Source organism: Streptomyces liliifuscus, assembly GCF_016598615.1.
GTDB lineage: Bacteria > Actinomycetota > Actinomycetes > Streptomycetales > Streptomycetaceae > Streptomyces > Streptomyces liliifuscus.
In genome coordinates this window covers 2,483,639-2,496,616 of sequence record NZ_CP066831.1, presented here as the reverse complement: position 1 = coordinate 2,496,616, position 12,978 = coordinate 2,483,639, and the positions used below count along the sequence as shown (strand labels likewise).

The window sequence follows — 12,978 nt, the reverse complement described above, 5'->3', positions numbered from 1 at the left end:
CACCCGGGAGTAATCCTTACGAGGTCACCGCCCCGGCGGGCAGATCGGCACCCGCCGCCAACCGCACTGTCCGCTCCGCCAGTTCACTGATCCGTACGCCGTCGAAACCGAACACCGCGCTGTGCACGGTGTCCTCCAGCGGGACCGTCCACTGCGGGGGAATCGCGGTGGCTCCGCCCAGCACACCCGCGACGGAACCCGCGGTCGCGCCGTTCGAGTCGGTGTCCAGGCCGCCGCGGACCGTGAGGGCGATGGAGCGGGTGAAGTCGCCCTCGCCGTACAGGAGTCCGGCCGTCAGGACGGCGGCGTTCGGGATCGTATGGATCCAGCCGAGGCCCGCCGTCTCCTCCGCCACCGTGTCGAGCGTGTCCTCCCAGCCCAGCCCGGTCTCGTGGAGCGTCATCACCCGGCGCACGGTACGCGCCAGGCGGCTGCTCGCCGGGATCACCGTGAGCGCGGTGTCCAGGGCGTCCCGCACGGTCGGCGCGGTGAACGCGGCGGCCACCAGCGCGGCCGCCCACATCGCCCCGTACACACCGTTCCCCGTATGGGACAGGACCGCGTCCCGGCGGGCCAGCGAGGCCGCGCGCCGGGGCATGCCCGGACTGGTCCAGCCGTAGACGTCCGCGCGGATGAGGGCGCCGATCCACTCCTGGTACGGGTTGTCGTAGGTCGCTGTCAGCGGCGGCTTCAGCCCGTTCGCGAGGTTCCGGTACGCGGCGCGCTCCGCCGTGAACGTCTGCAGATACGGCAGCCGCAGCAGCCACAGGTCGCCCACCTGCTCCGTACTGAAGCCGAAACCGTGCGTCTCCAGGAGGTGCAGGCCGAGGATCGCGTAGTCCACGTCGTCGTCCCGGCAGCTTCCGTGGATCCGGCCGCGCACGCACCGTCGCCACTCGGGACGCAGCACGAACTCGTCGCTCTCGTCGCTCCTGCCGCTCGGTCGGACCGGCTCCGGCAGGTAGTCGGTGAGGGGCAGCGCGTCGGCCTGCCGCAGATAGCGGTCGATGCGGTCCCGCGTCCAGTAGTCACCCCGCTCCACCGGTTTGCCGAGCATGTTGCCCGCGATCCGGCCGAGCCAGCCGCCGAGGACGCGGTCCGCGAGATCGTCAACGCCCACAGGGGTCATACACCCGGTGTACCGAATTCCCGCCCGTCCTGCCCGCTGTACGCAAATCCGGCACTACACCACATGAGAGGCTCGTCAGGTTTTAGTCGTATTGCGGTTGGGGTCCCGGAAACCGGTGCCCCATGAACTGGGAGATCCATGAAGTCGATGAGTCGTACGACCGTCCTGGCGGCCGGTGCCGCCGCCGCAGCCGTCGCCGTCCTGTCCGTCACCGGTGCGGCGCCCGCGCAGGCGGCGCCCGCCGAGCCTCTGGTGAACACCGGGGACGTCGGTGTGCGGACGGGGGATGTCGATGCCATGGAGGACATCCTGGAGCACATCAGCGTGCCGTTCGGGGGCAGTGGGACGCTGACGCATCAGCTGTACGACTCCCGCGGCGCCGACGCCGGCTGACCCGAGGCCGCTGTCCGGGACGTGAGAACCGCCCTGGGCAGCGGCCCCCTCCTCCGGTTAGGGTCGCAGCGGCGCGACTGCCTTGACGTGTGCAAGGCCCGAAGAGCAAGGGGAATGCAAGGTGGCGGACGCTGCAGTGAATCGGGGCCAGGGCCGGAACCAGCGGGTGCTCATCGCCGCGGACAAGTTCAAGGGCTCGCTCACCGCCGTGCAGGTGGCCGAGCGGGTGACGGCCGGACTGCGCCGGGTCGCGCCGCGGGTCGAGGTCGAGGCACTGCCGGTCGCCGACGGTGGCGACGGCACGGTCGACGCGGCGGTCGCCGCCGGTTTCGAGCGGCGTGAGGTACGGGTCGCCGGGCCGCTCGGTGACGAGATCACCGCCGCGTTCGCGCTGCGCGACGACACCGCCGTCGTGGAGATGGCCGAGGCCAGCGGCCTCCAGCGGCTGCCCGCCGGGTCCTTCGCACCGCTCACCTCGTCCACGTACGGGTCCGGGGAACTGCTCCGGGCCGCGCTGGACGCCGGGGCCCAAACGATCGTGTTCGGCGTCGGCGGCAGCGCCACCACGGACGGCGGGGCCGGGATGCTGGCCGCGCTCGGGGCGCGCTTCCTCGACGAGGACGGCGAGCCGGTGCCGCCCGGGGGAGGCTCCCTGGGCCGGCTGGCCACGGCGGACCTGTCCGGTCTGGACCCCCGCCTCTCCTCCGTGGACGTGGTCCTCGCGAGTGACGTGGACAACCCGCTTACCGGGCCCAAGGGGGCGCCGGCGGTGTACGGGCCCCAGAAGGGGGCCTCGCCCGACGATGTGGCGGTGCTGGACGCGGGGCTCGCGCACTTCGCCGCGGTGCTGGAGAAGACGATCGGGTCGAAGGCGGCGGAGTACGCCGTCGCGCCGGGGGCCGGGGCGGCGGGGGGTATCGGGTACGGGGCTCTGGTGGGTCTCGGCGCGAGCTTCCGGCCGGGCATCGAGGTCATGCTCGACGTGCTCGGCTTCGCCCCCGCGCTTGAGCGGGCCACGCTGGTGATCACCGGTGAGGGGTCCCTCGATGAGCAGACCCTGCACGGGAAGGCTCCCGCCGGGGTCGCGGCTGCCGCGCGGGCCGCCGACAAGGAGGTCATCGCGGTCTGTGGGCGCCTCGCCCTTCCGCCGGAGGCGCTCGGGCGGGCCGGGATCCGTCGGGCCTATCCCCTCACGGACATCGAGCCCGACGTCGCCCGCTGCATCGCCGAAGCGGGCCCCATCCTGGAATCCGTGGGCGAACGAATCGCCCAGGACTTCCTGATCTGAGGGCCCGACGCCGGCCGGGGGCTTTTCTCGCCCCCGCCGCCCCTACCCATTCCCGTCCCCTGGGGCTCCGCCCCAGACCCCGGCGGGTGCGTTGTCGGGTGCGGGTCCGGCTGTGGCTTGTCGCGCAGTTCCCCGCGCCCCTAGGTACCTAGGGGCGCGGGGAACTGCGCAGTCTTTTGGGGGTTCGGGGGCGGAGCCCCTGAGTAAGGGACGGGAATGGGTAGGGGCGGCGGGGGCGAGAAACGCCTAGCTCAACCGATACGCGTCCAACGCCAACGTCATCTCGATCAGATCCCGAGGCCGGGCCAACGACCGGGACGTGAGCTGCTCCAACCGCCGCAGACGGTTGAAGACCGTGTTCCGGTGGCAGTACAGACGCCCGGCCGCCCGCCCGGCAGACCCCTCACAAGCAAGCCACGCATCCAACGTCTCCAGCAACACAGCCCGATCCGCAGGCTCGAGCTCGAGCAGTGACCCGAACACATCGGACACAAGCCGCCCCGCCAATTCCGGCTGGCTCACGACAAGCGCCGTAGGCATCCGCTGATCGAGCCGCACAACGGCCGTCGCATCGGGCGGGCACGTACGAAGCGCCAGCTCGGCCAACCGCCGAGCCCGCCCGAGCTCGGCAAGCCCGGCGACGACGGGACTGATCCCACCGGGACCGGAACACCGCCCGTCGAGCGCCCGCGCCACCCCGTCGAGCCCCTGCCCGCCCGCAAGGGCGACCACCCCGACCTCACAGTCGGCCCGCATCCGCCAGATGAACCGGAACCCGTCCCCCTCAACGGGCCGCCGATACGACTCCCGCCGCTCGGACCGCAGCACGACCACGGCATACGGCCCCCGCTCGGGAAGATCGAGCCCGGCGGCGGCCCGAGCCGCGAGCCCGGGCGCCTCCTGCCCTTCGAGGAGCGCGTCGAGCAACGCCTGAAGCCGCTCGTCGGTACGCCGCCGAAGCTCCATCTCGGTCGCCCGGTACGCCTCGGTGGCCACCGCGGCCTGCGCGTCCACGGCGGACCACACCATGGTCGCCGACCGCATCAGCACCACCAGCCGCTCCGGTTCCTGCCCGGCCGCCGCCCCCTCCTCCATCAACGCGTCCCACACCAGATACCCCGCGGCGCGATACGCGTGCACGAGCAACTCCAGCGGCAGCCCCTGCTGGGCCCGCCGCCGCCCCGCCTCCTCCGCGTACTCCAGGTCGCGGCGGGGCGAGTCCCGGGGTGCGGACATCGTCTGGATCCCGATCCGCATCGCCTCCTCGGCCTCCCGCCACTGCTGGTCGTACGGCAGGAACTCCCCATAGACGGGGGAGTGTTCGGCAAGCTGCCGCATGTGCTCGTCGACGAGCTCGGGCAACCGTTCCAGCAGCGCTGTACAGGACTCGGTGAGCAGCTTCCAGTCATGACCGGTACGCCTTCTGCGGGCTCCCATGGCCGGAGGATGCCACCGGTGGGCCGCCCCGCACAGGCCCCTGACACGCGGTGTTGTGCGCGCGCACAACGCACGGCCGCGCCCGCTGGTCACCCGCAGCGATTCGCCCGCACCCCGTGGACGGACGCCCCCACCGGTGCTGTGGTGAGCGCCACACGGGGCGAGAACAGGGGGCGTTCGATGGGTGGTTCGGGTGGTTCGGTCGGTTCCGGGCTGGTCGTTCATGAGCTGTCGGTCGGATACGGGCCCGTACGCGCACTGCGCCAGGTGTCCCTGGAGGTGCCCGAGGGAGCCGTGGTCACCGTCCTCGGCGGCAACGGCGCGGGCAAGTCGACCCTGCTCAGGGCGGTCTGCCGGACGCTGTCCTTCCACGGCGGCGCGGTCACCGGCGGCACGGTGAGCCTGAACGGCCGCCGCCTCGACGGGCTGTCGCCGGACCGCGTCGTCGCCGCCGGAGTGTCCCAAATACCGGAAGGGCGACGGGTGTTCGCCCGGATGACCGTCGCAGACAACCTCCGCGCCGGGGCACTGGGCGCCACCGGGGGCCGGGCCGGCCGGGCCGCCGCCCTGCGCCGCGTCCACGAACTGTTCCCCGTCCTCGCCGACCGCGCCCAGCAGCGGGCCGGCCTGCTGTCGGGCGGCGAACAGCAGATGCTCGCGGTAGGCCGCGGCCTGATGGCCACCCCGCGCATCCTGCTCCTCGACGAGCCGTCCCTCGGACTCGCCCCGCTGATGGCCGAGCGGATCGCCGACACCGTGCGGGAGATCAACGCTCAGGGCACCTCGATCCTGCTTGTCGAACAGAACGCCGCCCTCGCCCTGCGGCTCGCCTCCCGCGCGTACGTCCTCGAAGTCGGCGAAGTCACCCTGTCGGGTCCCGCGGACGAGCTGGCCGCCTCCGACGAGGTGCGCCGCCGCTATCTGGGCGTCGTCGACGAGGACGCGGCGGCCGACGCCGAGCGGGCCCGCACCACGCACCCGGCACTGACCCGCTGGAAGGGGTGAACACCGACATGCCGAGCGACGCCATGCCCAGCGACGGCACACCGAGCGACGACGAGCCGGACCGCGCCGGGCCGGACAGCAGACAGGACCCGACAACCCGGTCGGCCCCCGCCCCGCCGGACTCCCCGCCGCCGGAGGCCACTTCGCCGATCGTCGACGTCCCGCCGCTCCACGTAAGGGAGTTGACCGTCCGGTTCGCGGGCCTCACCGCCCTGGACGCCGTCGACTTCACCGTGCGCCCCGGCACCGTCCACGCCCTCATCGGCCCCAACGGCGCCGGAAAGTCCACCTGTTTCAACGTCCTGTCCGGGGTCTACCGAGCCACCGCGGGCAGCGTCCTCTTCGGCGAGCACGAACTGACCGGCATGCCTCCGCACCGCATCGCCGATCTGGGCGTCGCCCGCATCTTCCAGAACCTCGCGCTGCCCCCGCTCGCCACGGTCGAGGACAGCCTGCTCCTCGGCCGCCACCGGCTCACCCGAACCGGCTTCCTGTCGGCGGGACTTCGCCTCCCCGCGGCGGCCCGCGAGGAGCGCCGGCACCGTGAACGCGTACGCGAGATCGCCGAGTTCGTCGGCATCGCGCCCTACCTCGGCCGCCCGGCGGGCTCCCTCCCGTACGGGCAGCAGAAACTCGCCGAACTCGCCCGCGCCCTCTGCATGGAGCCGCGTCTGCTGCTCCTGGACGAGCCGGTCGCGGGCATGACCGCCGACGAACGCCGCCGAACCTCCGCCGTGATCGCGGGAGTTCGCGACAGCCTCGGCATCTCGATCGTCCTGGTGGAACACGACATGGGGGTGGTGATGCGGCTCGCTGACGCGGTGACCGTACTCGACTTCGGGCGCCGGATCGCGGACGGCGCCCCCGCCGACGTACAGAACGACCCGGCGGTCGTACGCGCCTACCTGGGGGAGCACCGCTCGGGAGAGGAGAACGCCTCGTGAGCACCTTCGCCGAACTCCTCCTCAACGGCGTGTCGATGGGGTCGGTCTACGCCCTCATCGCCCTCGGCTTCGTGGTCATCTTCCGGGCCACCGAGGTCGTCAACTTCGCCCATGCGTCACTGCTGTTGGCGGGCGGGTACGTCACCGCGACCCTCCACGACGACCTCGGCTTCTGGCCCGCTCTGCTGGTAGGCATCGCCGGTGCCGCGGTGGTCGGCGCGGCCGTGGAGTTCCTGGTGATGCGCCGCTACCGGGGTTCCGACCACAGCGTCCTCGCCATCGTCACGATCGGTGTGGACATCCTGCTCACCACCGAACTGACCCGCCGCATCGGCACGGACGTCCTGCCCCTCGGCGACCCGTGGGGCGACGCCGTGCTCACCCTCGGCCCCATCTCCCTGGCCCACACGCGCATCGCGGCCTTCGTGGCCGCGGCGCTGCTCATCACCGTGTTCCTGCTCGCGTTCCGCTACACCTCCTGGGGCGTCGCGATGCGGGCCGCCGCCGAGAGCCCGGAGACGGCGGCGCTGATGGGCGTACGGCTCGGCAGGGTGTCGCTCGGGGCCTGGGCCGTGGCCGGCGGACTCGCGGCCGTGGCCGCGCTGTTCCTGACCGTGTTCCCGACCCCCGGCCTGGAGAGAGCCACCTCGCTCGCCGCCCTCAAGGCCTTCCCCGCCGCCATCCTCGGCGGCCTCGACTCCACGACCGGAGCCCTCGTCGGCGGCCTGCTCGTGGGTGTCACCGAATCCCTGGCCACCGGCTACCAGAGCGAACTGACCTTCCTGGGCCGGGGGTTGGGCGACCTCGCCCCCTACCTCGTGATGACCGTCATCCTGCTCATCCGGCCCGCCGGGCTGTTCGGCACGAAGGAGCTCGCCCGTGTCTGAGGCCCTCGTGAGACCGCTGCGACCCGCCGCCCGCACCCGCACGTACGTCTGGGCCGCCGGAGCCCTCCTCCTGCTCGCCCTGCCCTTCTACCTGGACCGGTTCTGGCTCCAGGCCGGGCTGTTCGCGATGGTCGCCGCGATCGGGGCGATCGGCATCAACCTCCTCACCGGCTCCACCGGGCAACTCTCCATGGGCCACGCCTTCTTCCTCGCGGTCGGCGCGTACGGCTACTGCGTGTTCGCCGCCGACGGCGGTGACGGGCTGACCGGCCTCGGCCTGCCGACCTGGCTGGCCGCCGTCCTCGCCGTCCTCGTCGCGGGCCTGGCGGGCGGCCTCTTCAGCCCCATCGCGGGCCGGCTGCGCGGCGCCTACCTGGGCATCGCCACACTCGCGCTGATCTTCATCGGCCAGCACGTGCTGTTCAACGCCCGCGACCTCACCGGCGGCTTCAACGGCCGTGACGTACCGCCCCTGAGCCTCTTCGGACTCACCTTCGACGACAGTGAACTCGTCGTCGCCGCCGTGCCGTTCGGCTCGGCGGAGAAGCTCTGGTACGCGGGACTCGTCCTCCTCCTCGGCTGCGCGCTCTTCGCCCGCGGGGTGCTGCGCGGCCGCCCCGGACGCGCCATGAACGCGATCCGCGACCATCGCATCGCCGCCGGTGTCATCGGCGTGCCCGTCGCCCGCTACCGGGCCGCCGTCTTCGTCCTGTCCTCGATGTACGCGGGCCTCGCGGGCGTCCTGCTCGCCCTGGTCTTCCAGCGGACGGTGCCGGACTACTTCGGCATCACGCTGTCGCTCGAATACCTCGCCATGATCGTCATCGGCGGGCTCGGTTCGGTCTCGGGGGCGGTGGTCGGGGCCGCGTTCGTCTCCCTGCTGCCGCAGCTGCTGACCCGCTACAGCGATGCGCTGCCCCTGGTCTCCGCCCCCGGTACGGGCGGGATCGCACCGGGCGAGGCATCCCGGTACCTCTACGGCGCCGCCGTCGTCGCGGTGGTGCTCTTCCTGCCCGGCGGCCTGGTCAGGGTGGCCGCCGGGCGTCGTGTCAGGACCGGTCCACGGTCCATCCCAGGGGAGGAACGATGAGGACGACTTACGCGGCCCAGGTGACCGCAGGCGCGCTCGCCGCGCTGCTCGTGCTGGCCGGGTGCAGCTCCAAGGCCAAGGACAGCGACAACGACGGCAAGGAGAACGGGACGGGCGCGGGCGAGGTGAAGACCGGTGACGGCGTCTCCGGCAAGACCATCACGCTCGGCGTCCTCACCGACATGACCGGCGTGTACGCGACCCTCGGCAAGAGCGTCACCCAGGCCCAGCAGCTCTATGTGAAGCAGCTGAACGCCGACGGCGGCGTCTGCGGCTACAAGGTCGAGCTCACCGTCCGCGACCACGGCTACGACCCGCAGAAGGCCCTCGCCGGGTACACCGAGCTGGAGCCGAAGGTGCTCGGCTTCACGCAGTTCATCGGTTCCCCGTTCGTCGCCGCGGTCAAGCAGCGCATCGACGGCCAGGACAAGGGCCTGGTCCTGCCGCAGGCCTGGTCGGCCACGCTGCTCGGCAGCCCGTACATCCGGGTCATCGGATCCACGTACGACATCGAGACGATCAACGCCGTCGACTTCCTGATGAAGGAGAAGGGCATCAAGAAGGGCGACAAGATCGGGCACGTCTACTTCGAGGGCGACTACGGCGAGAGCGCGCTGGTCGGCTCGAAGCACATCGCGAAGGAGGCAGGGCTGACCGTCGTGGAACAGAAGATCAAGCCGACCGACAACGACATGACCGCCCAGGTCGCCGCCCTGAAGAAGGCCGGCGTCAAGGCGGTCGTGATCAGTGCGGGCCCGCGCCAGGCGGCCTCGCTCGTCGGTGTCGCCGCGGCCGGCGGCTTCGACGTCCCGATCATCGGCAACAATTCGGCCTTCGCCCCGCAGCTCCTGGCGACCCAGGCGGGCCCGGCCCTGATGAAGAACTACTACGTGGCCTCGCCCTCGCTGCCCATCGGCGCGGACACTCCGGAGGCCCAGAAGCTGGTGGCCGACTACAAGAAGGCGTACCCGAAGGACGCCCTCGACAACGGAGTCGTCGCCGGCTGGACCGCGGTCTACGCCTTCGGCGAGGCCCTGAAGAAGGCCTGCGAGTCCAAGGACCTGACCCGCGAGGGCGTCGACAAGGCCCTCCTCACGATCAACTCCCTCGACACGGGCTTCGGCATCCCCCAGGACTTCACCGACCCCAACGCCCCCTCCTCCAAACAGAGCGTCATCCTCCAGCCCGACAAAACGGTGACAGGCGGCATGAAGGTGGTAAGGGACCCGGAGGCCTCGGACGCGGCGGCGGAGTACACCCTGGCCCCCTGAAGGCCACCCGGTCTTTCAGGGGCGCGGGGAACTGCGCGACAAGCCCCCACCCACCCGCACCCGACCGAACACCCGAAGCCACCCCAAAACGAAGGGCCCCGAACCAACAGGTTCGGGGCCCTTCGGATCACGCAAAAACACCTACGGCAGCTGCGCAGCCCGCGCCTCACGCCGATTGTCCCGAAAATTGTTCACCCTCCGAGCGGTGGCGAAGAGGGGAATCACCGCACCGGTCACCAACTGCAACGCACACCCGGTCTGAAGCAGCAACTGCCCACCAGGCGCGTCGAACGCCCAGGCCGCGAGCAGCGCCATGCTCGTGACGATCCAGGAGAGCATCGCCACGGCGAGCCGCCCCCGCGGCTTCGGGTACTCGACCCGGCTCACCATCAGCCACGCGGTGCCGATGATCGCCATGAGCGTGGCGACGAACGGCAGCTCCAGCAGCACGATGGAGACGACGGTCAGCGCGCCGAACGGCGAGGGCATGCCCTGGAAGGTGCCGTCCTTGACCGTGACGCAGGAGAATCTGGCGAGCCGCAGCACGACCGCCAGCAGGACCACGATGGCCCCCACCGCCGCAACCCGCTGGTGCGCGTCGTCGGCGACCATGCCGTAGACCAGCACGAAGTACGCCGGCGCCAGGCCGAAGCTGATCAGGTCGGAGAGGTTGTCCAGCTCCGCGCCCATGGGGGAGGAGCGCAGCTTGCGGGCGACCAGTCCGTCGAACAGGTCGAAGACCGCGGCGCACAGCATCAGGATCACGGCGGTCGCGGCACTGTGCCGCGCCATGCCGGTCTCCTGGCTGCCCGTGAGGTGCGGGATCAGGATGCCGGTGGTGGTGAAGTACACCGCCATGAAGCCGCACGTGGCGTTACCGAGTGTGAGGGTGTCCGCTATTGAGAGGCGGAGAGAGAGGGGCATCTCCTCCTCGTCGTCCAGCTCGTCGGCCTCCGGCACCCAGCCGGCCTGTGTCTCGGGATCAATCACGGTCAATGCGAGTCACCCCCGCCACGGTCTTCTGTCCGACCTCCACGTCGACCTCGACACCCTCGGGGAGGTAGATGTCGACGCGGGACCCGAAGCGGATCAGCCCGATCCGGTCGCCCTGCTCGACCTTCGTGCCCTGGGGGATGTACGGCACGATGCGCCGCGCGACCGCACCGGCGATCTGGATCATCTCGATGTCGCCGAGCTCGGTGTCGAAGTGCCAGACAACGCGCTCGTTGTTCTCGCTCTCCTTGTTGAACGCCGGAACGAAACCGCCGGGGATGTGCTCGACCGACGTCACCGTGCCGGAGAGAGGCGCGCGGTTGACGTGGACGTTCAGCGGGCTCATGAAGATCGCGACGCGGGTGCGACCGTCCTTCCACGGCATGATGCTCTGCACCACACCGTCGGCCGGGGAGATGACCCGGCCCGGGGCGATCTCGCGCTCGGGGTCGCGGAAGAACCACAGCATGCCCGCCGCCAGCGCGGTGGCGGGTACGGCGACGGCCTTGGCGGCGCCGGACTTGCGCGCGCGTACCAGGCTGAGGGCTGCGGTGGCGACGGTCGGGAGGAGCCACGGCGATGCTCCGCGCGCAATACGTACGCCTGCCAGGCTGTCGCGTGGTGCAGAGGTTTGGCTGTGGGGCATGGATGACCTTCGTAGCGGATGATGCCGCGCTGTAACGGGGGACGGCGGCTTTCCCGGGATCGTACCGGTCGCGGGCCACAACTGGGCAAGCCAGGAAGCCGAGTCGGCGTCCGAAGAGTGCTGACGGGGTGTGATCTTCTTCTCGATGAAAACACCCCGAATCGGTATATCTAGCCCTGCGTCCGATACTCTTCGAGCAACCTGCGTCCGATGATCATTTTCTGGATCTCGGCGGTACCTTCACCGATGAGCAGCATCGGGGCCTCACGGTAGAGGCGCTCGATCTCGTACTCCTTGGAGAAGCCGTAACCGCCGTGGATCCGGAAGGCGTCTTCGACGACCTCTTTGCAGTACTCGGAGGCGAGGTACTTCGCCATCCCTGCTTCGAGGTCGTTTCGCTCCCCGGAGTCCTTTTTGCGTGCAGCATTCACCATCATCGCATGGGCGGCCTCGACCTTGGTAGCCATCTCGGCCAGCTTGAACTGGATCGCCTGGTGCTGGGCGATCGGTTTGCCGAAAGTGTGACGCTGCTGGGCATAGGAGACGCCCAGTTCGAACGCACGCTGAGCGACGCCACAGCCACGCGCCGCCACGTTGACGCGGCCGACCTCGACGCCGTCCATCATTTGGTAAAACCCTCGGCCGGTGGCCCCGCCGAGCACGCGATTGGCCGGAATGCGCAGGCCATCCATGATCAACTCGGTGGTGTCGACACCCTTGTACCCCATCTTGTCGATCTTCCCGGGGATGGTGAGGCCGGGGCGGACCTCTCCGAAGCCGGGCTCCTTCTCCACCAGGAAGGTCGTCATCGACTTGTGGGGCGCGGTGCCCTCGGGGTGTCCTTCGTCACTCTTCACCAGAACGGCCACGAGCGTCGACGTTCCGCCGTTCGTCAGCCACATCTTCTGACCGTTCAGGACGTACTCGTCGCCGTCCTTGACCGCCTTCGACGTGATCGCCGAAACGTCCGAGCCGAGTGCCGGCTCCGACATGGAGAACGCGCCGCGCACCTCGCCCGCCGCCATGCGCGGAAGGAAGTACTCGCGCTGCTCCTGCGTCCCGTGCTGCTTGAGCATGTACGCAACGATGAAATGGGTGTTGATGATGCCGGACACCGACATCCAGCCGCGCGCGATCTCCTCCACGCACAGCGCGTAGGTGAGGAGCGACTCGCCCAGACCCCCGTACTCCTCGGGGATCATGAGGCCGAAGAGGCCCAACTCCTTGAGCCCGTCGACGATCTGCTGCGGGTACTCGTCGCGGTGCTCCAGCTCGGTCGCGACCGGGATGATCTCCTTGTCCACGAAGTCCCGGACGGTGGACAGGATCTCCTGCTGGATGTCGGTCAGACCGGCGGTCTGGGCGAGTCGCGCCATGGCTACTTCTCCTGCTCCTTGAGCCGGGGGCGGCCGGGCTGCTCGCCGCCGCGCTCCTTGATGTACGTCTCGGTGGGGACCATCACCTTGCGGCGGAACACACAGACCAGCGTGCCGTCCTGCTTGTAGCCCTTGGTCTCGACGTAGACGATTCCGCGGTCGTTCTTGGACTTCGACGGGGTCTTGTCGAGGACCGTCGTCTCGCCGTAGATCGTGTCGCCGTGGAAGGTCGGCGCGACGTGCTTCAGCGACTCGACCTCCAGGTTGGCGATCGCCTTGCCGGACACGTCGGGCACGGACATGCCGAGCAGCAGCGAGTAGATGTAGTTCCCCACGACGACGTTCTTCCCGAAGTCGGTCGTGTTCTCCGCATAGTTGGCGTCCATGTGGAGGGGGTGGTGGTTCATCGTCAGGAGACAGAAGAGGTGGTCGTCGTACTCGGTGACCGTCTTTCCAGGCCAGTGCTTGTAGACCGCGCCGACCTCGAACTCCTCGTAGGTGCGTCCGAACTGCATGTGC

Annotated in this window: 13 protein-coding genes; 7 read left to right on the top strand and 6 right to left on the bottom strand. The window is 70.1% G+C overall.

The window, feature by feature from the left end:
- Positions 1 to 16: 16 nt before the first annotated feature.
- Positions 17 to 1,129 (bottom strand): ADP-ribosylglycohydrolase family protein, encoded by a 1,113-nt coding sequence (locus JEQ17_RS10645; protein WP_200395009.1) that lies wholly within the window; start codon positions 1,127 to 1,129, stop codon positions 17 to 19.
- Positions 1,130 to 1,267: 138 nt separating this feature from the next.
- Here JEQ17_RS10645 and JEQ17_RS10640 point away from each other — a divergent pair, with 138 nt between their 5' ends.
- Together JEQ17_RS10640 and JEQ17_RS10635 are read left to right on the top strand one after the other, a co-directional pair.
- The gene (locus JEQ17_RS10640; RefSeq protein ID WP_200395008.1) at positions 1,268 to 1,522 is read left to right on the top strand and encodes a hypothetical protein; all 255 of its coding nucleotides are present in this window, start codon (positions 1,268 to 1,270) and stop codon (positions 1,520 to 1,522) included.
- Positions 1,523 to 1,643: 121 nt separating this feature from the next.
- Positions 1,644 to 2,810 (top strand): glycerate kinase, encoded by a 1,167-nt coding sequence (locus JEQ17_RS10635; protein ID WP_383381410.1) that lies wholly within the window; start codon positions 1,644 to 1,646, stop codon positions 2,808 to 2,810.
- A gap of 246 nt (positions 2,811 to 3,056) precedes the next feature.
- Here JEQ17_RS10635 and JEQ17_RS10630 read toward each other — a convergent pair whose 3' ends face one another.
- The gene (locus tag JEQ17_RS10630; RefSeq protein ID WP_200395007.1) at positions 3,057 to 4,247 is read right to left on the bottom strand and encodes a PucR family transcriptional regulator; all 1,191 of its coding nucleotides are present in this window, start codon (positions 4,245 to 4,247) and stop codon (positions 3,057 to 3,059) included.
- Between the two features lie 180 nt (positions 4,248 to 4,427).
- Here JEQ17_RS10630 and JEQ17_RS10625 point away from each other — a divergent pair, with 180 nt between their 5' ends.
- Genes JEQ17_RS10625 through JEQ17_RS10605 form a run of 5 tightly spaced genes read left to right on the top strand, consistent with a single transcriptional unit; the run spans position 4,428 to position 9,444 of the window.
- Positions 4,428 to 5,252, top strand: a complete 825-nt coding sequence (locus tag JEQ17_RS10625) for an ABC transporter ATP-binding protein (protein ID WP_200401423.1) — start codon at positions 4,428 to 4,430, stop codon at positions 5,250 to 5,252.
- A gap of 8 nt (positions 5,253 to 5,260) precedes the next feature.
- On the top strand, positions 5,261 to 6,196 hold the full coding sequence (locus JEQ17_RS10620; protein ID WP_234048146.1) for an ABC transporter ATP-binding protein: 936 nt from the start codon (positions 5,261 to 5,263) through the stop codon (positions 6,194 to 6,196).
- Positions 6,193 to 7,083: a branched-chain amino acid ABC transporter permease gene (locus tag JEQ17_RS10615; protein ID WP_200395006.1), complete on the top strand. Its 891-nt coding sequence runs from the start codon at positions 6,193 to 6,195 to the stop codon at positions 7,081 to 7,083. The genes JEQ17_RS10620 and JEQ17_RS10615 overlap by 4 nt, the downstream gene beginning before the upstream one ends.
- Positions 7,076 to 8,173, top strand: a complete 1,098-nt coding sequence (locus JEQ17_RS10610; RefSeq protein WP_200395005.1) for a branched-chain amino acid ABC transporter permease — start codon at positions 7,076 to 7,078, stop codon at positions 8,171 to 8,173. The genes JEQ17_RS10615 and JEQ17_RS10610 overlap by 8 nt, the downstream gene beginning before the upstream one ends.
- A complete protein-coding gene (locus tag JEQ17_RS10605) occupies positions 8,170 to 9,444 on the top strand; it encodes an ABC transporter substrate-binding protein (protein ID WP_200395004.1) in 1,275 nt (424 codons plus the stop codon). The genes JEQ17_RS10610 and JEQ17_RS10605 overlap by 4 nt, the downstream gene beginning before the upstream one ends.
- Positions 9,445 to 9,585: 141 nt before the next feature.
- Here JEQ17_RS10605 and pssA read toward each other — a convergent pair whose 3' ends face one another.
- From pssA to JEQ17_RS10585, 4 genes are all read right to left on the bottom strand, one after another.
- Entirely contained in the window at positions 9,586 to 10,404 is an 819-nt protein-coding gene (pssA, locus tag JEQ17_RS10600) for a CDP-diacylglycerol--serine O-phosphatidyltransferase (RefSeq protein ID WP_055612055.1), read from the bottom strand.
- A 22-nt stretch (positions 10,405 to 10,426) separates the two neighbouring features.
- The gene (locus tag JEQ17_RS10595) at positions 10,427 to 11,083 is read right to left on the bottom strand and encodes a phosphatidylserine decarboxylase (protein WP_055612050.1); all 657 of its coding nucleotides are present in this window, start codon (positions 11,081 to 11,083) and stop codon (positions 10,427 to 10,429) included.
- 170 nt (positions 11,084 to 11,253) lie between these two features.
- Complete coding sequence (locus JEQ17_RS10590; protein WP_200395003.1) at positions 11,254 to 12,459, bottom strand: acyl-CoA dehydrogenase family protein; 1,206 nt, start codon at positions 12,457 to 12,459, stop codon at positions 11,254 to 11,256.
- Positions 12,460 to 12,461: 2 nt separating this feature from the next.
- Positions 12,462 to 12,974: a MaoC family dehydratase gene (locus JEQ17_RS10585; protein ID WP_200395002.1), complete on the bottom strand. Its 513-nt coding sequence runs from the start codon at positions 12,972 to 12,974 to the stop codon at positions 12,462 to 12,464.
- Between the last annotated feature and the right edge of the window lie 4 nt (positions 12,975 to 12,978).

Bases quoted from the DNA above. Each gene is read 5' to 3' on its own strand.
- JEQ17_RS10630 (WP_200395007.1), bottom strand. From the start codon at position 4,247: ATGGGAGCCCGCAGAAGGCGTACCGGTCATGACTGGAAGCTGCTCACC.
- JEQ17_RS10585 (WP_200395002.1), bottom strand. From the start codon at position 12,974: ATGCAGTTCGGACGCACCTACGAGGAGTTCGAGGTCGGCGCGGTCTAC.
- JEQ17_RS10645 (WP_200395009.1), bottom strand. From the start codon at position 1,129: ATGACCCCTGTGGGCGTTGACGATCTCGCGGACCGCGTCCTCGGCGGC.
- JEQ17_RS10620 (WP_234048146.1), top strand. From the start codon at position 5,261: ATGCCGAGCGACGCCATGCCCAGCGACGGCACACCGAGCGACGACGAG.
- JEQ17_RS10590 (WP_200395003.1), bottom strand. From the start codon at position 12,459: ATGGCGCGACTCGCCCAGACCGCCGGTCTGACCGACATCCAGCAGGAG.
- JEQ17_RS10595 (WP_055612050.1), bottom strand. From the start codon at position 11,083: ATGCCCCACAGCCAAACCTCTGCACCACGCGACAGCCTGGCAGGCGTA.
- JEQ17_RS10640 (WP_200395008.1), top strand. From the start codon at position 1,268: ATGAAGTCGATGAGTCGTACGACCGTCCTGGCGGCCGGTGCCGCCGCC.
- JEQ17_RS10625 (WP_200401423.1), top strand. From the start codon at position 4,428: ATGGGTGGTTCGGGTGGTTCGGTCGGTTCCGGGCTGGTCGTTCATGAG.
- JEQ17_RS10605 (WP_200395004.1), top strand. From the start codon at position 8,170: ATGAGGACGACTTACGCGGCCCAGGTGACCGCAGGCGCGCTCGCCGCG.